This is a genomic window from Streptomyces sp. NPDC088553, from assembly GCF_044752965.1.
Lineage (GTDB): Bacteria > Actinomycetota > Actinomycetes > Streptomycetales > Streptomycetaceae > Streptomyces.
Map to the genome: position 1 here is coordinate 949,050 of NZ_JBIVMG010000001.1, position 23,480 is coordinate 972,529.

The following is a 23,480-nucleotide window of genomic DNA, read 5'->3' on the forward strand; positions in this document are numbered from 1 at the left end:
GCGTGGGCGCCGCTACTCACTCGTGGGTGAGTAGCGGCGCCGCGGCACACGTTCGGCGGGTACCGACGGCCCCGGATCGAAGGCGTCGATAATCGGTGCATGGCGAACGAGAGACTGGGCGAGGCACTCCGGCTTCTGGGCATCGGGCAGGAGGGCGCCCGGGTCTACCGGACGCTCCTGGAGTGCGGGCCCGCCCCGCTGAGTTCGATCGGTGCCGCGGCCGGGCTCGGGGACGAGGCGCTGGCGGAGGCGTACCGCGAGCTGGTCGACTGCGGTCTGGCGAGCACCGCCGAGGAGGGTTCCGACGTCGTGGCGCCGGTGCCGCCCGCCGCGGGTCTGGAGATCCTCGGGCGGCGCCGGGCGGCCGAGCTCGACGCGTCCCGGATCACCGTCGGGGGCGCGTTCGAGTCGTTCCGGCGGCATCGGCTCGCCGGGTACCACGATCCGCTGGTGGAGGTCGTGACCGGTGACGCCATCGGGCCCCGGATGCGTCAGGCATGGGCGAGCGCCCGGGAGCAGATCCGGCAGTTCGACTCGCCGCCGTACTTCCCCCTCGTCGGCGCCACGGACGACGCGCTGGCCACGCTCGCGCGTGGGGTGACCCAGCGGGTCGTGTACTCGCGGGAGTCGCTCGAGCACCCGGGGCAGTTGGAGAACTCGATCGAGCCGTGCATCGAGGCCGGCGAGCAGGCGCGGGTCCTCCCGTCGGTGCCGGTCAAGCTCCTGATCATCGACGACGCGTACGCCCTGGTCGCCCTGTCGATCAAGGAGACGGACGTGTACAACACGATGCTGGTCGTGCAGCCGTGCGGGCTGCTGTCCGCGCTGGTGGCGCTGTTCGAGCAGGCCTGGCTGAACGCGCTTCCGTTCCACGGCCGTTCGGCCCGGCCGGCGGGGCTGCTGCCCGCCGACCGGCGTCTGCTCCGGCTGCTCGCGGCCGGCGCGAGCGACGAGGTCATCGCCCGGGAGATCGGCGTCAGCCGTCGTACGCTCTTCCGCCGCGTGCAGGTCCTGATGGCCCGGCTCGGGGCTACGAGCCGCTTCCAGATGGCGCTGCAGGCGCAGCGGTCGGGGTGGCTGTGAGCGGACCGGGGATCGTGGGCGCCTCGGCCCCCGCTTCCGTCTCCGCTCCCGCTCCCGCCTCCGAGCCCTCTCCCGACCCCGCGAGCTGCTGCCACAGATAGGTGTGCACGAGCGCGCTGTTGTGGGCGGCCTGTTCGTTGTCTCCCGCGCCCGCGTGCCCGCCGCCGGTGTTCTCGTGGAAGAGGACCCGGTGGCCGAGCTCCCGCAGTCGGGCGGCCGTCTTCCGGGCGTGCCCGGGGTGGACGCGGTCGTCGCGGGTCGAGGTCATCAGGAGGACCGGCGGGTAGTCGCGGTCCGCCGCGAGCCGGTGGTACGGGGAGAGTGCGAGCAGGTGGGGGAGGTCGGCCTCGTCGTCGGGGTCGCCGTACTCGGCGATCCAGGACGCGCCCGCGAGGAGCTTGTGGAAGCGGGTCATGTCGAGGAGCGGCACCTGGGCGACGATCGCGCCGAAGAGCTCGGGGTGGCGGGTGAGCATGGCGCCCATGAGGAGCCCGCCGTTGCTGCCTCCCTTGGCGCCCAGCATGGCCGGGGTGGTGATGCCCCGCGCGACGAGGTCCTCGGCGACGGCGGCGAAGTCCTCGAAGGCCCGGGGGCGTTCGGCGCCGAGCGCGGCCTGGTGCCAGTCGGGGCCGTACTCGCCGCCGCCGCGGATGTTCGCGATGACGTAGGTGCCGCCGCGTTCCAGCCAGGCCCGGCCCGTCACCCCGCCGTAGAACGGGGTGAGGGAGACCTCGAAGCCGCCGTAGCCGTAGAGCAGGGTGGGGGCGGGGCCGGGCGCGGTGGCGCGGTCGGGGCCGATGACGAAGTACGGGACGCGGGTGCCGTCCCGGGAGGTCGCGAAGTGCTGGTCGACGGTGAGGCCGGTGGGGTCGAAGTGGTGCGGGGCCTGCTTGAGGGCCTCCGAGCCGCCGCCGATCCGCCCGTGGTGGAGGGTGGAGGGCTGGAGGAACCCGGACACGTCGAGGAAGTACTCGTCGGACACGTCGGGGTCGGTGTCGACGACGCTGACGGCGGACAGGGCCGGGACGCCGACGAGCGGCTCGCGCGTCCAGCCGCCGCCGTCGGGGGCGGGGGTGAGGACCTCGATGTGGGTGCTGACGTCCCGCATCGTCTCCAGGAGGAGGTGGTTGCGGGTCCAGGTGTGCCCGGCGAGGGCGGTCCGGGGATCGGGCGTGAACAGCACCTCGGGGGTGCGGTCGCCCGCCAGGAAGGCGTCGAAGCCGAAGGCGAGCAGCGAGCCCGTCGGCTGCCCGAGCCACGCGGACTTGAGGGTGACGATCAGGTACTGCCGGTGGGCGTAGACGCTCGCGTCGTCGGGCACGTCGATCCGTACGCGGGTGCCGTCGGGGCGCAGGAGGTACGTCTCGCTGTGGAAGAAGTCCAGGGAGCGGCCGACGAACTCCCGCTCGAACCCGGGGGTGGTGTCCCGGTAGCCCCAGGCGGCCACGTCCGCCCGGTCGGCCTCGTAGACGAGGGGGGCGTCCTCGACGGGTGTGCCGCGGCGCCATCGGCGGACGGTACGCGGATAGCCGGAATCGGTGAGCGAGTCCGGGCCCAGATCCGTACCGACGAGGACGGTGTCGTCGTCGGCCCATCCGATGCGGGTCTTGGCCTCGGGCAGCCGGAAGCCGTCGTCGACGAACTCCCGTGTGCGGAGGTCGAATTCGCGGACGACGACGGCGTCGCCACCGTCGCGCGAGAGCCGTACCAGGGCGCGGTCGTACTCCGGCCGCCGTACCCGGGCCCCGTCCCAGACCCACTTCTCGCCCTCGGCCTCGGCCAGCGCGTCGACGTCGAGGAGCACCTCCCACTCGGGGGCGTCCCGGCGGTACTGCTCCAGGGTCGTCCGCCGCCACACTCCGCGCAGGTGGTTCGCGTCCCGCCAGAAGTTGTACAGGTGCTCACCGCGCCGCACGGTGTAGGGAATCCGGTCGGAGGCGTCGAGCACCTCCCGCAGCCGCGCCTTCAGGGCCACGAACCCGTCGCCCTCGGTGACCGCTGCCGCGGTCTCCGCGTTCCGCTCGGCCACCCAGGCCAGCGCGGCCTCTCCGGAGATGTCCTCCAGCCACAGGTACGGGTCGTCGTCGTGCGGGTTCCCCATGGGTCTACTTCCCGTCCTCGCGTCGCAGCTGTGCCGACAGATGGTGTTGCAGCGGCCGGCCGACCGCCGCCAGGTCGTGGACGAAGTCCAGGGTGTCCGCCTCCGTGAGGGTGTAGCGGCGGCGGGTGGCCTCGACGTGCTTGGCCGTGGGGGCGAGGGCGACCGTGTGGGTGGTGAGGTCGATCGTGCCGTTCTCGGCGCGACCGACCAGGATCTCGGCGATGCCGGTGGGCTGGGTGATGAGGGCCTCGACGGTGCCCTCGGGCTTGAGGCGCCACCAGCCGCTCTCGCGCGCCGCGGGGCGCAGCGGGGTGCCGTCCGCGTCGATCAGCCAGGCGCGCGCCTCGTAGTGGAGGAAGGGGCGGCCGTCGTGGCTGAAGGTGATCTCCTGCGCGTACGTGAAGTCCTCGGCGAGCGTCGGGTACCCACCCCGGCCCGTGCCGGCCCAGGTGCCGAGCAGCCCGGTCACGGGTGCGAGGAACTCGTGCGGGGCCGGTGCCGCGTCCGGCCGGAGGGCGTCGGGGTACGGAGGCTGCCGGTCGCGGTCGGTCATGGTGCGTACTCCTGGGTCGAGGCCTGTGCCGGAGGGCAGCTTAGGTCGTCCGCCCTCCGGCTCGGGTCTCTCGGCAACGTGGCACTCGTGTGAGGGCTCAGCCGCGCCGGCTCCGTAGCAGCAGGTGGAGGAAGTACGGCGTGCCGATCACCGCCGTCATCAGGCCCGCGCCGAGCTGGGCCGGGGCGATCACCGTGCGGCCGACGAGGTCGGCGGTGCACACGAGGGCGGCGCCGAGGAGGATCGCGACCGGCACCACGCGCGCGTGCTGACGGCCGGCAAGAGAACGGGCCGCGTGGGGAGCGACGAGGCCCACGAAGCCGATCGTGCCGGCGGCGGCGACGGCGGTGGCGGTGAGCAGGACGGCGAGGGCGAGGAAGCCGAGGCGTGCGCGTCCCAGGCCGAGGCCGAGGAGGCGCGGGGTGTCCTCGTCGAGCGAGACGAGGTCGAGTTCGGTGCGCCGGGCGAACGCGACGGCCGCGCCCACGGCGAGGACGGCGACGAGGGGGACCACGTCGGGCAGGGACCGCCCGTAGGTGGAGCCGGACAGCCAGGTGAGGGCCTTCGTCGCGTTGAACGGGTCGGTGAGGATGATCATGAGGCTGATCAGGGCGGAGGCGGCGATGGCGACGCCGAAGCCGACGAGGACGAGCCGGTTCTGCTGGAATCCGCCCCGCGCGGCCAGTCCGAAGACGAGGACGGAGCTGGCGGCGGCGCCCGCGAACGCGGCGCCGGCCATGCCCCACGAACCTGCGAGGGGCACGGTCGTCACGAGGAGCACGGCGCCGAGTGCGGCGCCGCCGGAGACGCCGAGGATGCCGGGTTCGGCGAGCGGGTTGCGGGTGACGGCCTGGACGAGGGTGCCGGCCAGGGCGAGCGCCGCGCCCGCGAAGAGGGCGGCGAGGACGCGGGGCACCCGGGTGTCGAGGACGAAGGTGACGGTCCGGCCGGCCTGTCCCTGGGCCCAGTTCACGACGTCGCCGAGGAGCAGTTTGCTGTCGCCGAGGAGCACGCCGGCGACGGCGACGGCGATCACCACGGCCAGGAGGACGGCGGTGACGGTGAGGAAGCGGGCCCTGCTCCTGATGCGGAGCCGCTCGGTGGCGGTGGCTCCGGCCGTGTCCCGGAGACGGGTGGCCATGACGATCAGGAAGACGGCGCCGACGAGGCTGGTGACGACGCCGGTCGGCACGGAGACCGCCACGTCCGCCGGTACGAGGGCGCGCAGCAGGACGTCGGAGCCGAGCACGAGGGCGGCGCCGGTGAGTCCGGCGGCGGGCAGGAAGCCGCGCTGCTTGGTGAAGCCCCGGAATCTGCGGGCGAGGGGCCGGACGATCGCGGGGGCGCAGAGGCCGACGTAGCCGACGGGTCCGGCCAGGGTGACGGCGGCCGTGGAGAGCAGGGCGGCGAGGACGACGGCGGTGACCCGGGTGGCGCGGACGGGGACGCCGAGGCCGAGGGCGGCGTCGTCGCCGAGGGCGAGGGCGTCGACCCGGCGGGCGAGGAGCAGCAGCCCGACGAGGCCGGTGACGGCGATCGGGACCATCTGCAGGACGCCGTCGAAGCCGTTCTGGGAGATGCTGCCCTGGTTCCACTGGAAGAGGCCCTCGGTCTCCGCGGGGAACAGCAGGAGCAGGCCTTCGGTGACGGCGGTGAGGCCGAGGGAGAGGGCGCTGCCCGCGAGGACGAGGCGGACGGTTCCGGCGCCCAGGCCCGAGAGGGCGAGGACGACGGCCGCCGCCGCGAGACCCCCGGCGAAGGCGAGGGCGGAGGAGGCGAACAGCGGGAGCGAGAGGCCGAAGGCGGCGCCGAGGCCGAGCGCGAAGTAGGAGCCCGCGTTGACGGCGAGGGTGTCGGGCGAGGCGAGGACGTTGCGGCTGACGGCCTGGAGGGCGGCGCCCGCCAGGCCGAGGGCGGCGCCGACCAGGAGGCCGGCGGTCATCCTCGGCAGACGGGAGGCGATGACGACGGACGCGTCGGCCGGATCGGCTTGTCCCGTGAACGCCTTCCACACCTCGGCCGCGCCGACCGCGGCGGTGCCTTGCGTGATGTCCACGAGCGCGAGGGCCGCGACGAGGAGGACCAGGGCGGCCGTCACCGGGGCCGCGCCCGTCCGGGACGTGGCCGTCGGCGGACGGGTGGCGGGGGTGGTTGCGGTGACGGCCATGCTGCTACTTCGTCAGCGCGGCGACGACGGAGTCGACGTACGTGCTCATCGACCGGGGTCCGCCGAACATCCAGATGCCGTCGGGCAGGCGGTGCACGTCGCCCTTCTTGACGAACGGCAGGGACGTCCAGACCTTGTCCTTGGCGAGGACGCCGGTGAAGGGCGTGCTGCCGGCGTCGCCGTCGTTGCCGACGTAGGCGAACTGCACGTCACCGAGCGTGGTGAGGCCCTCGACGTCGGTGGTGCCGAGGCCGTAGGCCGGGTCGCCCTTGACGGTCCAGGCGTTCTTGAGGCCGATCTTCTCGTTGACCGCGCCGATCAGCGAACCGCTGGTGTAGGGGCGGATCGAGACCTGGTTGGACATCACGTAGCCGTCGGCGAAGGCGTACCGCGTGCCTGCGAGTCCGGCGTCGGCGAGGGCCTTCCTGCCCTCGTCGAGCTTCGCCTGGAACTGCTTCTTGAGCTCCTCGGACTTCTGCGTGGTGCCGGTGGCCTCGGCGATGGCGTCGAGGTCCGCGTTCATCCGGCCGATCGGGTCGGCGGCGTCGGCGGCCTTCAGCGTCAGGACCGGGGCGACCTTGCGCAGCTGCTTCACGGCGGCCGGCGGCAGGTCGGTGGTGGCGACGATGAGGTCGGGCTTGAGGGCGGCGACGGTCTCCACGCTCGGCTCGCCGCGGGTGCCGATGTCCTTCGGCTCGTTCTTGAGCGGGACGGCGGTGTCCCAGGTCTTGTACCCCTTGACGTCGGCGACGCCGACCGGGTCGACGCCCAGCGTGATCAGGTGCTCGACGACGTTCCACTCGGTGCCGACGACCTTCTTGGCGGGGCCGTCGAGCTCGACCTTCTCGCCGGTGGAGTCGGTGAGGGTGATGCGCTCGGTGCTCTTCTTCGCGTCGTCGGCGGCGGGCTCGGTGGTACCGCAGGCGGACAGGGTGAGGGCCGCGGTGGTGGCGGCCGCCGCGGTGAGGAGAAGTCGTCTCATGATGTGGTGCTGAGCCTTTCGCTTCGCGAGTGGTGGCGGCCCATCGCACGGGTGCGCAGCCGGCCGGTGAGTGGATCGGTGTCTACTTCGATGCGGATGCCGTACGTGCCGGTCAGCCGCTCGGGAGTCAGTACGGCCTCGGGGTCGCCGTCCGCGACGACGCGTCCCGCGTCGAGCAGGACGATCCGGTCGGCGACGGCCGCGGCCTGGTCGAGGTCGTGGAGGACGGCGCCGACGGCGATGCCGTGGTCGTCCGCCAGGTCGCGCATGAGGTCGAGGAGTTCGACCTGGTAGCGCAGGTCGAGGTAGGTGGTGGGTTCGTCGAGCAGCAGCACGCCCGTCTGCTGGGCGAGGCAGCCGGCGAGCCAGACGCGCTGGAGCTGGCCGCCGGAGAGGTGCTCGGCGCCGCGCCCGGCGAGTTCGGTGACGCCCGTCAGGGCGAGCGCGCGGTCCACCGCTTCCTTGCCGCCCGGGTCGGCCCTGCCCCAGCGTCCCCGGTACGGGTAGCGGCCGAACTCGACCACGTCGCGCACCGTGAGCCCGCTGGGGGTGGGGCGGCCCTGGGTGAGCAGGGCGACACGGCGCGAGAACTCACGGGGGCTCAGCGCGAGGCCGTCGGTGTCGCCGTCGAGGACGAGCGTGGCGGTCCGCGGCTGCTGGAGGCGCGCGATGGTGCGCAGCAGCGTGGACTTGCCGCTGCCGTTGGGGCCGACGAGGACGGTCACCTCGCCGGGGCGCAGCGTCATGGAGGCGTCGTGGACGACGTCGACGCCTTCGTACGCCACGGTGACACCCGTGGCCGAGAGTTCATGACCGCGGGGACGGGGGGTCGCGGCGGTCTGTTCACCTGCTTGCACGTCGCAGAGGTTAGCCTAACCTTACTGATCGGCAAAAGGGGGTCCTGCGTCGCGCACACAAGACGCATTCAGGCCAAGCTGACTCCCTGTCCCGGCCCGTCTCTTTCGACGCCGCGCCGCGTCCACCCGGCCCAGAAGCGCTTCCACCGGGCCCAGAAGCGCGTCCACGCGGCCCCGCACCGCGTCCACGCTCCGAGACACCGTTGACCCGGGGCGCGAGCGTCGCTACCTTCGCGCCATGTTGCGTACAGCCCTGCTCACCACGCGCGGTCACATCGACCTGCTGCGGGTGGCCTCCGCCGCGTGTCGCCGCGGCCGCTGACGCCCTTTCACGTCTCCGACGCGCCGCCGTCCCTCCGACGTCGCGCGCCGTACCCGTACCCCCACTGACGCCCTGATCGCCGTGTGCCCGCGCTCGCCCCGCGCCGCCCGCGGTCGCTGACGCGTACCCACACGCCCTCTCCCCACCCCACTCCCCCGGAGCTCCGCCATGACGGTCGGCCACGCCCCACCCCAATCTCCGCCCGACATATCGCCTTTGCCGGATGTCGAGCCCCTCACCCCCGACCGCGGCCCCGGCCGCGCCCCCGCCGTCCCGCGCTGGCTGCGTCGCACGGTGGGCCCCGTCCTGCTCCTCGCGCTGTGGCAGACCCTCAGCACGGCCGGGGTACTGCCGGCCGAGGCCCTCGCCTCGCCGGGGACCATCGCCCGCGCCGGCGGTGAGCTGATCGGCGACGGGACCCTCCCCACCGCGATGGGCGTCTCCCTGCGCCGGGTCGCCGCCGGACTGCTCATCGGCGGGATCGTCGGCATCGCGCTCGCGCTGCTCTCCGGGCTCTCCCGGCTCGGCGAGGACCTCGTCGACGCCCCCGTCCAGATGCTGCGGACCGTGCCCTGGGTCGGCCTGATCCCGCTCCTCATCATCTGGCTGGGCATCGGGGAGGCGCCCAAGGTGGCGCTGATCGCGCTCGGCGTCGCCTTCCACCTCTATCTGAACGTGTACGCCGGCATCCGCGGCGTCGACGCCCAACTCGTCGAGGCGGGGCAGTCCTTGGGGCTCGGACGCTGGGGTCTCGTCCGGCACGTCGTGCTGCCGGGGGCGCTGCCCGGGGCCATGACCGGGCTGCGGTACTCCCTCGCCACCGCCTGGCTGGCGCTGGTCTTCGGCGAGTCCATCAACGCCGACGCCGGCATCGGCTTCCTCATGAACCAGGCGCGGGAGTTCTTCCGCACGGACGTGATCGTCGTCTGCCTGGTCGTCTACGCCTTCCTCGGCCTTCTCGCCGACGCCGTCGTCCGTACTCTCGAAAGGCTGCTGCTGCAATGGCGACCGACCTTCACCGGGCAGTGACCGTCCAGGGCCTCACCCGTTCCTTCGACGGGCGGCCGGTCGTCGACGGGCTCGATCTCACCCTGTACGCCGGCCAGTTCACCGCACTCCTCGGTCACAGCGGCTGCGGCAAGTCCACCCTCCTCCGGGTCCTCGCCGGGCTCGACCGGGAGATCTCCGGCACCGTCCTCGTCCCGCGCCGTCGCGCCGTCGCCTTCCAGGCGCCGCGCCTGATGCCGTGGAAGCGGGTCTGGCGCAATGTGCTCCTCGGGTTGCCGGGGAAGCCGGGCCGTGCGGTGGCGGAGAAGGCCCTGGCGGAGGTCGGACTCGGTCACCGCTCGGGCGCCTGGCCGAAGACGCTCTCCGGCGGCGAGGCCCAACGGGCCTCCCTCGCACGGGCCTTGGTACGGGACCCGGATCTGCTGCTGCTCGACGAGCCGTTCGGCGCGCTCGACGCGCTGACCCGGATCAAGGCGCAGCGGCTCGTGGCCGAGCTGTGGCAGCGCCGCGGCTGCACGGTCCTGCTCGTCACCCACGACGTGGACGAGGCGCTGCAGCTCGCGGACCGCGCCCTGGTGATGCGGGACGGCGTCATCGCGTACGACACCGCCGTCGACCTGGACCGGCCCCGCTCCGCGGGCGATCCCGCCCTGGCCGCGCTCCGGACCCGGCTGCTGGCCGAACTGGGGGTCAACGAATCCGCGTTCGCCGACCAGGCGGCCTGACCCCCACCCACCCCCGTCCCCACCCGAAGGAGAGAGATCCCTGTGAAGTCCTTCCGCCTGTCCACCGCGGCGCTGCTCGTGCCGCTCGCGCTCCTCGTCTCCGCCTGCTCCGGCGCCTCCGCCGCCGGTTCGTCCTCGAACTCCGACGGCAAGGGCTCCCTCGTCCTGAACGTCGGCGACCAGAAGGGCGGCGCCGAGGCGCTGCTGCGGGCCGCCGGTGAACTCGACGACCTCCCGTACCGGGTCACATGGTCGACGTTCACGTCAGGACCACCCCTGCTGGAGGCGGTGAACGCCAAGGCCGTCGACATCGGCTCGGTCGGCAACACCCCGCCCGTCTTCGCCGCGGGCGCCGACTCGAAGATCACCGTGGTCTCCGCGACGCACGGCGACTCCGCGGGCGAGGCGATCCTCGTCGCGAAGGACTCGCCCCTGCGCAGCGCCCGGGACCTCAAGGGCAAGAAGGTGGCCGTCGCCCAGGGCAGCTCCGCCCACTTCCAGCTCATCGCCTCGCTCGCGAAGGCGGGCCTGAAGCTGGCCGACGTCCAGGTCACCCTGCTGCAACCGGCCGACGCGCTCGCCGCGTTCACCAGCGGCAAGGTGGACGCGTGGGCGGTCTGGGACCCGTACACCTCGCAGGTCCTGCTGAGCGGCAAGGGCCGGGTCCTCACCGACGGGCGCGGGCTCGTCAACGGCCTCGGCTTCCAGGTCGCCGCCCCCTCGGCGCTCGCCGACCCCGCGAAGGCCAAGGCCATAGGTGACTTCGTCGAGCGGCTCCGGCGCGCCCAGGACTGGGTGTTCGACCACCCCGACGTCTGGGCGAAGGTCTGGGCGAAGGAGACCGGGCTGCCGTACGAGGTGGCGCTCGCCGCCGTGAAGCGCAGCAACGGCACCCGTATCCCGGTCGCCCTCGACGACGCCGCCATCGCCTCCGAGCAGAAGATCGCCGACACGTTCGCCGGCCTGGGGCTCATTCCGCGCACGTTCCGCTTCGCCGACTACGTCGACACCCGCTTCAACAAGGACCTGCCGCCGTCCACCACCGCGGCGCGCAGCTACGGAAAGGCCTCCTCGTGACCGTCCATCTGCACTGGTTCCTGCCCACCGGCGGCGACGGCCGGACCCTCGTCGACCGGCACGCCTACACGGACGGCGGGATCACCCGCGACCGCACCGTGTCCGGGGTGCGCGCGCCCGACATCGACTATCTGATCCAGATCGCCAAGGCGGCCGAGCAGTTGGGGTTCGAGGCCGTGCTGACCCCGACCGGGACGTGGTGCGAGGACGCCTGGCTCACCACGGTCGCGCTCGCCCAGCACACCGAACGGCTCAAGTTCCTCGTGGCGTTCCGGCCGGGGGTGATCTCGCCGGTGCTCGCGGCCCAGATGGCGTCCACGTACCAGCGGATCACCCGCGGCCGGCTCCTCCTCAACGTGGTGACCGGCGGGGACTCCGCCGAACAGCGCCGCTTCGGCGACCACCTGGACCACGACCGGCGGTACGCGCGCACGGCCGAGTTCCTGTCGGTCGTGCGGGGCGCGTGGACCGGGCGGCCGTTCGACTACGAGGGCGAGCATTTCCGGATCGAGGGCGGCCTCACCGCGCTGCCGCCGGACCCGCTGCCCGAGATCTTCTTCGGAGGCTCCTCCGCCGCGGCCGGTCCGGTGGCGGCGGAGCACGCCGACGTCTATCTGACCTGGGGCGAGCCGCCGTGGCAGGTCAAGGAGAAGATCGACTGGATCCGGGGCCTCGCGGAGGAGCGCGGCCGCACGGTCCGCTTCGGCATCCGGCTGCACACGATCTCCCGTGACTCGGCGCGCGAGGCCTGGGCGACGGCCGACCGGCTGCTCTCCGATCTCGACGCCGAGACGATCGCCGCCGCGCAGCAGGTGCTGGGCCGGAGCGAGTCGGTCGGCCAGCAGCGGATGCTGGCGCTGCACGAGGGCGGCTCCCTCGGCCGCGACCGGCTGGAGATCTCGCCGAACCTGTGGGCGGGGGTCGGTCTCGTACGGGGCGGGGCAGGCACCGCGCTCGTCGGCAGCCACGCCGAGGTCGCGGACCGGATCGAGGAGTACCACGACCTGGGCGTGGAGCACTTCGTCCTGTCCGGCTACCCGCATCTGGAGGAGGCGTACTGGTTCGGCGAGGGCGTACGGCCGGAGCTGGCGGCGCGCGGTCTGCTGCCGACGGCCCTGCCCTCCCCGCTGCTCGGCGTCCCGGCCGCGAACGGCCGGCCGGCCTCGGCGCCGGGGGGTGCTCCGCTGCTCGTCGCCGGCGGGCGGTAGGACGCGGCCTGTCTGCCGGCTGCTGCTGATGCCATGAGGGCGCGGGACGGCTCGCGTCGTGGGGGCGCGGGAAGATCCGCGCCCCCACCTAGGTTGGTAGAACCGTGAACGATTACGGGGCCGAAGAGGCAGGGACCGTGGCGGCGGCCGAGGGGCCGAAGCCGGTGGACGTCGTCGTCATCGGCGCGGGACAGGCGGGGCTCTCGGCCGCCTTCCATCTGCGCCGCGCCGGCCTGGAGCCGGACCGGGACTTCGTGGTCCTGGACCACGCCCCGCGGCCGGGCGGCGCCTGGCAGTTCCGCTGGCCGTCCCTCACGTACGGCAAGGTGCACGGGATGCACGCGCTGCCCGGCATGGAGCTGACCGGCGCCGACCCCGCGCGGCCGTCCTCGGAGGTGATCGGCGCGTACTTCGACGCGTACGAGCGGACCTTCGACCTGCGGATCCACCGCCCCGTCGACGTCATGGCCGTCCGCGAGGGCGACGGCGGACGGGAGGGGGACGCCGGACGGGAGGGGGACGCCGGACGGGAGGGGGACGCCGGACGGCTCCTCGTCGAGACCTCCGAGGGCACGTACGCCACCCGTGCCCTGATCAACGCCACCGGCACCTGGGACCGCCCGTTCTGGCCGCGCTACCCCGGCCAGGAGACCTTCCGGGGGCGCCAGCTGCACACCGCCGGCTACCCCGGCCCGGAGGAGTTCGCCGGGAAGCGGGTCCTCGTCGTCGGCGGCGGAGCCTCCGGCACCCAGCACCTCATGGAGATCGCGGACGTCGCCGCCGAGACCTTCTGGGTGACCCGGAGCGAGCCGGTCTGGCGCGAGGGGCCGTTCGGGGAGGTGGAGGGGCGGGCGGCCGTCGCTCTCGTGGAGGAGCGGGTACGGCAGGGGCTGCCCCCGAAGAGTGTCGTCTCGGTGACGGGGCTCCCCCTCACCGACGCGATCCGCGCGGCACGCGCGCGCGGGATCCTCGACCGCCTGCCGATGTTCGACCGGATCACGCCGACCGGCGTGGCCTGGGACGACGGCCGGCCCGGCGAGGTGGCCGTGGACGTGATCCTCTGGGCGACCGGCTTCCGGGCGGCGATCGACCACCTCACCCCGCTGCGGCTGCGCGAGCCGGGCGGCGGGATACGGGTCGAGGGCACCCGCGCGGTCCGCGACGAGCGCGTCCACCTCGTGGGGTACGGACCGTCGGCGTCGACGATCGGCGCCAACCGGGCCGGGCGGGCGGCCGTCTCGGACATCCGGCGCCTGCTGCGCCGCGAGACGGCGGCCGCGGCGGCCACGACGGGGACCACCCCGGCGGCCGCCCCGGTGGGCGCCTCCGTGTGATCCGGCTCAGCCCTTCTCGGCACCCCGGTTGGCGTTGAACTCGGCCACGTTGACCTGGTGGGCGGCGTAGTCGGCGGTGAAGCGGGTGTCTCCGGGGGTCACCGTGACGAAGTAGAGCCAGTCGCCGTCCGCCGGCCGGATGACCGCGTCCATGGCCTGGTCCCCCGGGTTGCCGATGGGCGTCGGCGGCAGCCCCTTGTGCTCATAGGTGTTGTACGGACTCCGGAGCCGCGTGTCCTCCAGCGTGGTGTCCACGGTGCTGCGGCCGAGCGCGTAGTTGAGGGTCGAGTCCATCTGGAGGGCCATGCCCCGGGCGAGCCGGTTGTGGACGACCCGGGCGACCTTGGACATGTCCTCCGGGTTGTCGGCCTCGGCCTGGACGATGCTGGCCGCGATCACCGTCTCGTACACGCTCATGCCGTGCGCCCGCGCGCCCTCGGCGATCCGGGCGGCCCCGAAGCGCTTCCCGGCCGTGTCGACCATGAAGCGGAGCAGCCCCTCGGGGGTGGTGGCGTCGAGGACCGGATACGTCGCCGGGAAGAGGTAGCCCTCGGGGTTTCCTCCGGCGGCCGCGGGCAGCGGGAGGGCGGTGGCGGGGGCCGTCGCCGCCTTGCGGGCGGTGCCCGCGGGCAGGCCGAGCGCCCGGTCGACGGCCGTGTAGACCTGGCCGGCCCGCCAGCCCTCGGGGACGAGGAACGCACGGGGCTCTTCGACGGCCGGTTCGTCCCGCGTCAGGAGCAGGGGCAGGGTGACGGCCACGGCCACGGCGACGAGGGCTCCGAGGAGGAGGGCGAGGCGGCCGCGCCGGGTGAGCCGGGAACGGCGTCGGGACGGTGTCGGCGGCCGGTACGTCATGGCCGCACGCTAACCCGCCGTGTCCGGGAATCCCGGGAGCCCGCGCACGCGGCGGCGCCGCCGGGCCCCTGGGACGGGGGACCGACGGCGCCGGGGCACTGCGATCGTCAGACGAGCCAGCCCAGGAAGTGGAGGACGCCGGCGAGCAGGTTGGTGATGACGTTCATGGTGGTGCTTCTCCTCGTACAGGTACATCAGTGGGACTGATGCTTCAGTGGGACTGCGCGGTCACGGTCTGCAGCCCTTCGATCGCGCACCGCAATCATCCGACGTCGTAGGGGAGTTGAGCAACGATTCCCGGGACGATCACACGTTCTGGGGAACAACCGCTCCCACGTTCGCCTGTTCGGCTTCGGTAGTGCCGGCACCCATGACGTCCGCGGCGCTCCGCGCGTCCCGCCGGACGAGGGCGGCGTACTTCCCGTCCCGGGCGAGCAGCTCGTCGTGCGTGCCGCGCTCCGCGATCCGGCCCGCCTCCAGGACGACGATCTGGTCGGCGTCCCGGACGGTGGAGAGCCGGTGGGCGATGGTGATCGTGGTCCGGCCGGCCGACAGGGCGTCGATGGCCTGCTGCACGGCGTGCTCGGTACGGGTGTCGAGGGCGCTGGTGGCCTCGTCGAGGATCAGTACGGGCGGGTCGCGCAGGATGGTGCGGGCGATGGCGAGGCGCTGCTTCTCGCCGCCCGAGAAGCGGTAGCCGCGCTCGCCGACCAGGGTGTCGTACCCCTCGGGCAGCGAGGCGATGTGGTCGTGGATCTGGGCGGCGCGGGCGGCCGCCTCGATCTCCTCGTCGGTGGCGTCCGGCTTGGCGAAGCGGAGGTTGTCGGCGACGGAGGCGTGGAAGAGGTACGTCTCCTGGGAGACGACGCCGACCGCGCGGGCGAGGGTGGCGAAGTCCAGGTCGCGCACGTCGACCCCGTCGAGGGTGACGCGGCCGCCGGTGACGTCGTAGAGCCGGGGCACCAGATAGCTGAGGGTGGACTTGCCGGAGCCGGTGGGGCCGACGACGGCCAGGCTCGCCCCGGCGGGCACGGTCAGGTCGACGGCGTCGAGCGTCGGGCGGCCGGCGCCCTCGGGGTCGTAGTGGAACGCGACCTTCTCGAAGGCGACCTCGCCCCGGACCTCGGCGAGCCGGACGGGCTCGGCGGGCTCGGTGATGTCCACGGGCAGGTCGAGGTATTCGAAGATGCGCTGGAAGAGCGCGAGGGACGTCTGGATCTGCACGCCGGTGGAGAGCAGGCTGACGGCGGGCCGGAAGAGGCCCTGCTGGAGCGAGACGAAGGCGACGAGGGTGCCGAGGGAGATGGCGCCCCCGCCGGAGCCCAGGGCGATGCCGGCGGCCCAGTAGATCAGGGCGGGCATGGCGGCCATGACGATGCCGATGGTGGACATCCGCCACCGTCCGGCCATGGAGGAGCGCACTTCGAGGTCGACGAGGCGCTCGGACTCCTCGGCGAAGGACTTGGTCAGGGAGTCGGCGCGGCCCATGGTGCGGCCGAGCAGGATGCCGCTGACCGAGAGGGACTCGGTGACGGTCGCGGCCATGGCGGCCATCTGCTTCTGCCGCTGGGTGGTGATCCGCTTGCGCTCGTTGCCGACGCGGCGGCTGATCCAGACGAAGACCGGCAGCAGGAGAAGGGAGACGAGGGTGAGCCGCCAGTCGAGGGCGAGCATCGCGGCGACGGTCGCGACGACGGCGGTGAGGTTGGAGACGAGGGAGGTGGCCGTGGAGGTCACGGTCGCCTGCATGCCGCCGATGTCGTTGGCGATGCGGGACTGCACCTCGCCGGTACGCGTGCGCGTGAAGAAGGCGAGCGGCATCCGCTGGAGCTGCTCGTAGACCCCGGTGCGCAGGTCGTGCATGACCCGCTGGCCGACGGTGGTGGAGATCAGGGTCTGGAGCACGCCGAAGACGCCGGTCAGCACGGCGGTGGCGATCATGCCGAGGGCCAGCAGGCTGAGCAGCCCGGTGCGCCCCTGGGGGATCGCGGTGTCGAGGATCTCCTTGAGCAGGAAGGGCGAGGCGACGGTGACGAGCGAGGCGGCGGCGACGAGGAGGCCGACGAGCACCAGGCGGGCACGATAGGGGCGGAAGAGCCGAAGGATGCGCCGCAGCTGCGCGGGCTCCTTCGGTTGCGAGGAGTCGCGGGGCGGGGGCGTCCAGTCGGACTGGTCGTGGGGGCGCATGGGCTCCTTCGAGGGTGCGGCGATGTCGATGAGAGAGCTTAGCTCATTGTTACCTATACTCACAATGAACATGGTCCTGATATTGTTCCCGTATGAGCACCTCCGCCGTCCCGACCGAACCCGGCCGTTCGGGGGAACCCGACGCCGACGGCCTCCTCGCCGAGCAGCTGCTGCGCCTCACCCGGCGTCTGCACCGGATCCAGAAGCGCCATCTGGAGCCGGTCGGCATCACGCCCGCCCAGTCCCGGCTGCTCCGCACCGTCGCGCACTTCGGGGAGCCGCCCCGGATGGCCGACCTCGCGGCCCGGCTCGAGGTCGTCCCGCGCGCGGTGACCAGTCTCGTCGATGGTCTGGAGGCCGTCGACCGGGTGCGCCGGGTGCCCGATCCGAGCAACCGCCGGGTGGTGCGGATCGAGCTCACCGACGCGGGCCGCGCCACGCTGCGGGAGCTGCGCAGCGCGCGCCGGGCGGCCGCAGAGGACATCCTTGCTCCATTGACCGCCGCACAGCGCGAGGTGCTCGGAGGTCTGCTGACCGCCCTGGTCGACCCCGGCCCGGAGGGCGGCTGCTGACCTCTCGGGCACGCGGACGCGCGAAGGGGAGCCGTGACATGCCGCTGTTCGAGCCGAACCCGCGGGCCCTACGCCCCGGTACGAAGCGGAGTCCGGCCCCGGACCGCGTGCCGGAGCTGCAGGCCCGGGGGACGCCGAGGCGGCTGCGCGAGGAGCTCACCGAGCTCCTCGGCCCGGCGAAGGTCCTCTCGAAGATCTCCGACCTCGTGCGGTACGCCTCCGACGCCAGCCCGTACCGCTTCGTCCCGCAGGTCGTCGTGGTCGCCGAGGACATCGACGACATCTCCACGATTCTGTCGTACGCGCACGGCAAGGGCCGCGAGGTCGTCTTCCGGGCCGCCGGGACCAGCCTCAACGGGCAGGCGCAGGGCGAGGACATCCTGGTCGACGTGCGCCGCCACTGGGTGGGCGTCGAGGTCCTCGACGGCGGCGCGCGGGCCCGGATCCGCCCCGGCACCACCGTCGTACGGGCCAACGCGGCACTCGCCCCCCACGGCCGGGTCCTGGGTCCCGATCCGGCCAGCGCCATCGCGTGCACGATCGGCGGGGTCGTCGCCAACAACGCCTCGGGCATGACGGCCGGGACGACGAGGAACTCGTACCGGACGGTCGCCTCGCTGACCTTCGTGCTCCCCAGCGGGACCGTGGTCGACACCGCCGACCCGGCCGCCGACGAGGAGCTGGCGCACGCCGAGCCGAGGCTGTGCGCGGAGCTGATGGAGCTCAAGGCGGAGATCGAGGCCGACACCGCCCTCACCGACCGGATCCGCGCCAAGTACGCCATCAAGAACACCAACGGCTACCGGCTCGACGCCTTCCTCGACGGCGACACCCCGGTGAGCATCCTGCGGGGTCTCATGGTGGGCTCCGAGGGCACCTTCGGTTTCATCTCCGAGGTCGTCTTCGACACCCTGCCGCTGGACCGCGAGGTCTCCTCGGCCCTGCTCTTCTTCCCCTCCCTGCCGGCGGCGGCCGAGGCCGTGCCCCTCTTCAACGCGGCGGGAGCGCTGGCCGTCGAGCTGATGGACGGCAACACCCTGCGGGCCTCGGTCAGCGTGGCGGGCGTCCCCGCGGACTGGGCGGAACTGCCCAAGGAGACGGCGGCGCTCCTGGTCGAGTTCCGGGCGCCGGACGCGGCCGCGCGGGAGGCGTACGAGCGGGCGGCGGAAGAGGTCCTCGCCGGGCTCGCCCTGGTGGCCCCGGTGGCCTCCGTGGAGAACGCCTTCACCACGGACCCGAGGCGCATCGCCGGCTACTGGAAGGCCCGCAAGGCCTTCGTGACGGCGGTCGGCGGCTCCCGCCCCTCCGGTACGACCCTGATCACCGAGGACTTCGCGGTGCCCCCTGCCCGGCTCGCGGAGGCCTGCGAGGCGCTGCTCGACCTCCAGTCCCGGCACGGCTTCGACGCCGCCGTGGCCGGTCACGCCGCGCACGGCAACCTCCACTTCCTGCTCGCCTTCGACGCGGGCGACCCCACCGACGTCGAGCGGTACGCGGCCTTCATGGACGAGTTCTGCAAGCTGACCGTGGAACGCTTCGACGGCTCCCTGAAGGCGGAGCACGCCACCGGCCGCAACATCGCGCCGTTCCTGGAGCTGGAGTGGGGGACGCGGGCGACCGACCTGATGTGGCGGGTCAAGGAGGCCATCGACCCCGACGGGGTGCTCGCCCCGCGGATCGTCCTGGACCGCGACCCGCACGCCCATCTGCGGGGCCTCAAGACCATCCCCACCGTGGAGCGGATCGCCGATCCCTGCATCGAGTGCGGCTTCTGCGAACCGGCCTGCCCCAGCCACGATCTGACGACCACTCCGCGCCAGCGGATCGTGCTGCGCCGGGAGATGATGCGGCAGCGGGACGGCTCCCCGGTCGAGACCCGTCTCCTGGAGTCGTACGGCTACGACGCCGTCGACACCTGCGCCGGCGACTCCCTGTGCAAGCTGGCCTGTCCGGTCGGGATCGACACGGGCGCGCTGATGAAGGAGTTCCGGCACGAGCGGCACACCTCCCGCGAGGAGCGGATCGCCGCTCTGGCCGCGAAGAACTTCCGCGCGGCGGAGGCCTCCGCGCGGCTCGCGGTCGCGGCGGCCGACCGGATCGGCGACCGGGTCCTGGAGTCGGTGACGGGCCTGGCGCGCCGGGCGGTCAGCACCGATCTCGTGCCGGAGTGGCTGCCGGAGATCCCGGGCGCGGCGGCGCGGCGGCTGCCCCGCACCCACCGTCCCGCGGCGGTCGCCGTCTACTACCCGGCCTGTGTGAACCGGATCTTCGGCAATCCGGACGGCCTGCGGGGCCCCTCCCTCCCGGAGGCCGTCGTCGCGGTGTCGGCGCGGGCGGGGAAGCCGGTGTGGATCCCCGACGACGTGGCCGGAACCTGCTGCGCGACGATCTGGCACTCCAAGGGGTACGAGCGGGGCAACGAGGTGATGGCGAACCGAATCGTCGAGGCGGCCTGGGGATGGACCGCCGGCGGGACGCTGCCGCTGGTGGTGGACGCCTCCTCGTGCACGCTGGGCATCGCGCACGAGGTCGTGCCCTATCTGACGGAGGACAACCGGGCGCTGCACGCCGAGATGACGGTGGTCGACTCGCTGGTGTGGGCGGCGGACGAACTGCTCCCCCGGCTCGACGTACGCCGCCGGGTCGGCTCCGCCGTGGTCCACCCGACCTGCTCGATGCGGCACCTGGGCGACGAGGACAGGCTGACGGAGCTCGCGCGGGCCTGCGCCGAGGAGGTCGTCGTCCCCGCCGACGCGGGCTGCTGCGCCTTCGCGGGCGACCGGGGCATGCTGCACCCGGAGCTGACGGCATCGGCGACGGCGCGGGAGGCGGCCGAGGTGACGGCGCGGCCCTTCGACGCGCATCTCTCGGCCAACCGGATGTGCGAGATCGGGATGGACCGGGCGACGGGCCGCCGGTACGGATCGGTGCTCCTCGCCCTGGAGCACGCGACACGGCCCTGACGCCTCTCGGCTCCTTGACGGCCCCTCACCCCCTGTGGTGAGGGGCCTTTCGTACGTTCGGGTGAGGGTGGGTGTCCGGTACGGCTCGGTCCGAGATCCGGAACAGTACAGTCCAACCACCCGTCGCAAGAGTCCTGTCGGCGCCCTTGCGCACCATCGGTCACCGGGGCCAGGGGCCTGAGCGGGATTCATGAAACAGCCGTGCCCACAGCTCCGGGAGGTTCCATGAACGAGCAGCCACCGCACGACCCGAGCCGTCGCAAGGTCCTCAGGACCACCGCCGCCGCGGCCGGGGCGGGACTCGGCATCGGCGCCCTCGGCGTCCCGGCCGCGCAGGCGGCGGCCCCGGCGGCGGCTCCGGCCGCCGCGTCGCCCGCCGGGGCCGGGCGGAAGCGTCTGGGGCCCACCATGGCCGGGGTCCCCTTCGAGGGCCGCTCCACCGTCCGGGTCGGCATCGTCGGGTACGGCAACCGGGGCGCCGGCATGATCGGCCACTTCCTCTCGCTCCCCGGGGTCCGGGTGAACGCCGTCTGCGACCCCGTGCGCGACAAGGCCGAGCGGGCCGCGGCGGCGGTCGTCGCCGCCGGACATCCCGCCCCCGCCGTCTACGCGAACGGCGAGAACGACTACGAGAACCTCTGCGCCCGCACCGACCTCGACCTCGTCTACGTGGCCACCCCCTGGGAGACCCACTTCCCGATCGCCCGCGCGGCGATGCTCGACGGCAAGCACGTCGGCGTGGAGTGTCCGGTCGCGATGCGGCTCGACGAACTGTGGGAACTCGTCGACCTGTCGGAGCAGACCCGCCGCCACTGCATGCAGCTGGAGAACTGCTGCTACGGCCGGAACGAGATGCGCGTGCTGCGGATGGCGCACGCCGGGAAGTTCGGCCGGCTCCTGCACGGAGCGGGGGCGTACAACCACGACCTGCGCGGTCTGCTGTTCTCCCCGACGTATTACGAGGGCCCCTGGCGGCGGCACTGGCACACGCAGCTGAAGGGCGACCTCTACCCCAACCACGGCTTCGGTCCCGTCGCCAACTACATGGACGTCAACCGGGGCGACCGCGCGGTGAGCATCAGCAGCTTCGGCACACCGGCGCTGGGCCTCGCCGAGTACCGCGAGGAGCACATGCCGCCCGGCGACCCCAGCTGGAACGAGACGTACATCGGGAGCGACCGGACGATCAGCCTGGTCCAGACGGCGCAGGGCCGGGTCATCCGCCTGGAGCACGACGTCTCCACCCCGCACCCCTACAGCAGGGTCAACAGCCTGGGCGGCACCCGGGGCGTCTTCGAGGACTACCCGGCCCGGATCTACCTGGAGCCGGACCACAAGGACGACCAGTGGGCCGACTTCTCGGCGTACGCGGCCGAGTTCGACCACTGGCTCTGGAAGGACCACGCCAACCCGCCGGGTGCCCACGGCGGGATGGACTACATCATGATCTTCCGCCTCATGCAGTGCATGCGGCTCGGGCTGCCGCCGGACTTCGACGTGTACGACGCCGCGACCTGGACGGCGCCGGTGCCGCTGAGCCACGCCTCCATCAAGGCGCAGGGCGCGCCGCAGGAGATCCCCGACTTCACGCGCGGCGAGTGGCGCACGGCCCGCTCGGGCGTGGACTCGGTGAAGCCGGCCTGACGCCGGGGCTCCCGGCGTACGGTGCCCGGCCCCCGCGTACGGGGGCCGGGCATCGCCCTGTTCAGCAGCGGCGCAGGTCCTGGGTGACCGTGCCCTGAACGGTCGTCAGGCTCCGGTCGTGGCAGCCCTCGGAGCCGTACAACCGGTAGCGCTCGTGCGTGGTGCCGACCGCGTGCCGCTGGTCGCGCGGGACGCCGGTGGTGTACGTGGCGTCCCCGGTGTACGTGTCGTCGAGCCGCGACCAGGACAGGCGCCGACCGTCGCGCAGGACGACGGTGTCGGCGCGGTCCCCGAGGGTGAGGACGGTCCGCAGCCGGTCGCCCGCGCCGATCGTGGTCTCGCCGTCCATGGTGTACGTCCGGTCGGCGCGGGTGACGGTCCGGCCGCTGGTCACGGTCTCGCGGTCGGTCCAGCGCGCGGTGAAGGCGTCCGGGTTCTCCCCTTCGCCCCAGCGGTGCGCGGAGGTGTGGGCGACGGTCCGGTCGACGGTGGTGGTGACCCGGCCGTGCGAGGTGTTCAGGTGTCCGGCGACGGTGAGCCGGTGGCCGGCGTCGGTGTCGAGCCGGTGGAGGGAGTCGGCGGTGCCCGCCGTGTAGACGGAGGAGTTGCGCGGGGTGGTCTCCTCGTGGCGGTCGAGGCCGCCGGTGACGACCCGGCTCCCCTCGTCCTGCCAGAGGAGCACGTTGGTGGGGGTGGACCAGCCCGACTGTCCGGCCGGGACCCCGGCGACGCCGACCTCCACGCGGTGGGCGCGGCCGTCGTTGAGGACGGCGGCGAAGGGGGTCAGGTCGTAGAGGATCGGCTGGACGTCGAAGGCGCGCGGCCCGGGGGTGACGTACCAGAGGAAGGGGTTCGACCAGCCACCGGTCCAGACCGTGGGGAAGGGCGCGGCGATGCCGGCGAGGCGTCCGTCGACGGAGACGCGGACCTCCCGGTGCGGGCCGTCGCCGGCCCTGCAGGAGTAGGGGGCGGTGTCGGGGACGGAGAGGTACCAGTACTCCTCGCAGCCACCGCCGGAGCCGGTGGCGTACACCTCGGCGAGGACGCGTTCGGTGTTGCGCGGGGTGATGAGGGTGGAGCCGGTGAGGGGGATCACCCGGTCGGGCGTACCGGCGGCGGGTTTCACCCGGCCCTGGGCGGTGTGGAAGGTGAGGGTGACGCGGACGTCGAGGACGCCGGTGTAGGTCTCGTTCACGACATTGCCGATGAGCATCTCGACGGCGCCGGGGCGGCTGAGGGTGTCGCGGTAGCGGGTGACGTCCTTCTCGACCGACCAGGTGATGCCGTCGGGCGAGGGCTGCGGTGTGGAGGTGCGGAGGATCTCCACACCGCCGACGGTGAGGTACCCGAGGCGGTCGTACTGGCGGCCCTTGACCTGTCCTTCGAGGCGCAGGACGACTTTGTTCCAGCGGGTGCCGCATTCCTTCGGCGGGGCGTAAGTGCCCTGGTAGGGCGTGAAGTCACGGAACTGGGCGGCGGCGAGGGTGACCTGGCAGCTGCGGGTGCCGGGGGTCTCGACGGGCGGGGCGGCGGTGACCGGGTCGTGCCAGTCGGAGGTGAACTCGGCGGGGGGCGTCGGGCCGTTCGGACCGTCGGCGGCGGCCGGGTGGGCGGTGAGGAGCGCGCCCGCGGCGAGGACAAGGCCACTGAGCATGCTCATGATCTTGAGTGATCTCATGGGGCTGGAGTGAAGCGCGCTCGGCGCCGCGCGGTCCAGAGGACGATGAGCGGACATGGCGCGATCTGTTCCCCCGTGCGGAAAATCGATTGCCGCCCCTGGGGGAAAACGCGAACCTTGCACGGCTTCCTCCGCCGTCGCACACCCCCGGCGCGCGTTCCCCC

Annotated in this window: 18 protein-coding genes; 10 read left to right on the forward strand and 8 right to left on the reverse strand. The window is 73.1% G+C overall.

Annotation, left to right across the window (positions count from 1 at the left end; genetic code table 11):
- The first annotated feature begins 99 nt into the window (after nt 1–99).
- Nucleotides 100–1,083, forward strand: a complete 984-nt coding sequence (locus ACIP8Z_RS04195) for a LuxR family transcriptional regulator (protein ID WP_402078445.1) — start codon at nt 100–102, stop codon at nt 1,081–1,083.
- Here ACIP8Z_RS04195 and ACIP8Z_RS04200 read toward each other — a convergent pair.
- The 5 genes from ACIP8Z_RS04200 to ACIP8Z_RS04220 form a co-directional block, all read right to left on the reverse strand.
- Nucleotides 1,031–3,184, reverse strand: a complete 2,154-nt coding sequence (locus ACIP8Z_RS04200) for a prolyl oligopeptidase family protein (protein WP_402078448.1) — start codon at nt 3,182–3,184, stop codon at nt 1,031–1,033. The two genes, ACIP8Z_RS04195 and ACIP8Z_RS04200, sit on opposite strands and share 53 nt — an antisense overlap.
- Before the next feature lie 4 nt (nt 3,185–3,188).
- Entirely contained in the window at nt 3,189–3,737 is a 549-nt protein-coding gene (locus tag ACIP8Z_RS04205) for an FABP family protein (protein WP_402078450.1), read from the reverse strand.
- Nucleotides 3,738–3,834: 97 nt separating this feature from the next.
- Entirely contained in the window at nt 3,835–5,904 is a 2,070-nt protein-coding gene (locus ACIP8Z_RS04210; RefSeq protein WP_402078453.1) for an iron ABC transporter permease, read from the reverse strand.
- Nucleotides 5,905–5,908: 4 nt separating this feature from the next.
- Nucleotides 5,909–6,886, reverse strand: coding sequence for an iron-siderophore ABC transporter substrate-binding protein (locus ACIP8Z_RS04215; protein ID WP_402078455.1), 978 nt, complete (start codon nt 6,884–6,886; stop codon nt 5,909–5,911).
- Complete coding sequence (locus ACIP8Z_RS04220) at nt 6,883–7,743, reverse strand: ABC transporter ATP-binding protein (RefSeq protein WP_402078457.1); 861 nt, start codon at nt 7,741–7,743, stop codon at nt 6,883–6,885. The genes ACIP8Z_RS04215 and ACIP8Z_RS04220 overlap by 4 nt, the downstream gene beginning before the upstream one ends.
- A gap of 238 nt (nt 7,744–7,981) precedes the next feature.
- Here ACIP8Z_RS04220 and ACIP8Z_RS04225 point away from each other — a divergent pair, with 238 nt between their 5' ends.
- From ACIP8Z_RS04225 to ACIP8Z_RS04250, 6 genes are all read left to right on the forward strand, one after another.
- Nucleotides 7,982–8,065: a putative leader peptide gene (locus tag ACIP8Z_RS04225; protein WP_352027631.1), complete on the forward strand. Its 84-nt coding sequence runs from the start codon at nt 7,982–7,984 to the stop codon at nt 8,063–8,065.
- Between the two features lie 168 nt (nt 8,066–8,233).
- Nucleotides 8,234–9,094, forward strand: a complete 861-nt coding sequence (locus tag ACIP8Z_RS04230) for an ABC transporter permease (protein WP_402078459.1) — start codon at nt 8,234–8,236, stop codon at nt 9,092–9,094.
- Nucleotides 9,067–9,798, forward strand: coding sequence for an ABC transporter ATP-binding protein (locus tag ACIP8Z_RS04235; RefSeq protein ID WP_402078461.1), 732 nt, complete (start codon nt 9,067–9,069; stop codon nt 9,796–9,798). Before ACIP8Z_RS04230 ends, ACIP8Z_RS04235 begins: the two co-directional genes overlap by 28 nt.
- Nucleotides 9,799–9,840: 42 nt before the next feature.
- On the forward strand, nt 9,841–10,875 hold the full coding sequence (locus ACIP8Z_RS04240; protein ID WP_402078464.1) for an ABC transporter substrate-binding protein: 1,035 nt from the start codon (nt 9,841–9,843) through the stop codon (nt 10,873–10,875).
- Nucleotides 10,872–12,083: an LLM class flavin-dependent oxidoreductase gene (locus tag ACIP8Z_RS04245; protein ID WP_402078467.1), complete on the forward strand. Its 1,212-nt coding sequence runs from the start codon at nt 10,872–10,874 to the stop codon at nt 12,081–12,083. The genes ACIP8Z_RS04240 and ACIP8Z_RS04245 overlap by 4 nt, the downstream gene beginning before the upstream one ends.
- A gap of 104 nt (nt 12,084–12,187) precedes the next feature.
- Nucleotides 12,188–13,417, forward strand: coding sequence for an NAD(P)-binding domain-containing protein (locus tag ACIP8Z_RS04250; RefSeq protein ID WP_402078469.1), 1,230 nt, complete (start codon nt 12,188–12,190; stop codon nt 13,415–13,417).
- Between the two features lie 6 nt (nt 13,418–13,423).
- Here ACIP8Z_RS04250 and mltG read toward each other — a convergent pair whose 3' ends face one another.
- Together mltG and ACIP8Z_RS04260 are read right to left on the reverse strand one after the other, a co-directional pair.
- A complete protein-coding gene (mltG, locus tag ACIP8Z_RS04255) occupies nt 13,424–14,272 on the reverse strand; it encodes an endolytic transglycosylase MltG (protein WP_402078471.1) in 849 nt (282 codons plus the stop codon).
- A 306-nt stretch (nt 14,273–14,578) separates the two neighbouring features.
- Nucleotides 14,579–16,459, reverse strand: a complete 1,881-nt coding sequence (locus ACIP8Z_RS04260) for an ABC transporter ATP-binding protein (RefSeq protein ID WP_402078473.1) — start codon at nt 16,457–16,459, stop codon at nt 14,579–14,581.
- Nucleotides 16,460–16,551: 92 nt separating this feature from the next.
- Between ACIP8Z_RS04260 and ACIP8Z_RS04265 the strand changes: the two genes are divergently transcribed.
- From ACIP8Z_RS04265 to ACIP8Z_RS04275, 3 genes are all read left to right on the forward strand, one after another.
- Nucleotides 16,552–17,031: a MarR family winged helix-turn-helix transcriptional regulator gene (locus tag ACIP8Z_RS04265; protein WP_402078475.1), complete on the forward strand. Its 480-nt coding sequence runs from the start codon at nt 16,552–16,554 to the stop codon at nt 17,029–17,031.
- A 38-nt stretch (nt 17,032–17,069) separates the two neighbouring features.
- Entirely contained in the window at nt 17,070–19,994 is a 2,925-nt protein-coding gene (locus tag ACIP8Z_RS04270) for an FAD-binding and (Fe-S)-binding domain-containing protein (RefSeq protein ID WP_402078477.1), read from the forward strand.
- Nucleotides 19,995–20,219: 225 nt separating this feature from the next.
- Nucleotides 20,220–21,638 (forward strand): Gfo/Idh/MocA family protein, encoded by a 1,419-nt coding sequence (locus tag ACIP8Z_RS04275; RefSeq protein ID WP_402078480.1) that lies wholly within the window; start codon nt 20,220–20,222, stop codon nt 21,636–21,638.
- A 61-nt stretch (nt 21,639–21,699) separates the two neighbouring features.
- Here ACIP8Z_RS04275 and ACIP8Z_RS04280 read toward each other — a convergent pair whose 3' ends face one another.
- Nucleotides 21,700–23,316: a peptide-N4-asparagine amidase gene (locus ACIP8Z_RS04280; protein ID WP_402078482.1), complete on the reverse strand. Its 1,617-nt coding sequence runs from the start codon at nt 23,314–23,316 to the stop codon at nt 21,700–21,702.
- Nucleotides 23,317–23,480 lie beyond the last annotated feature (164 nt).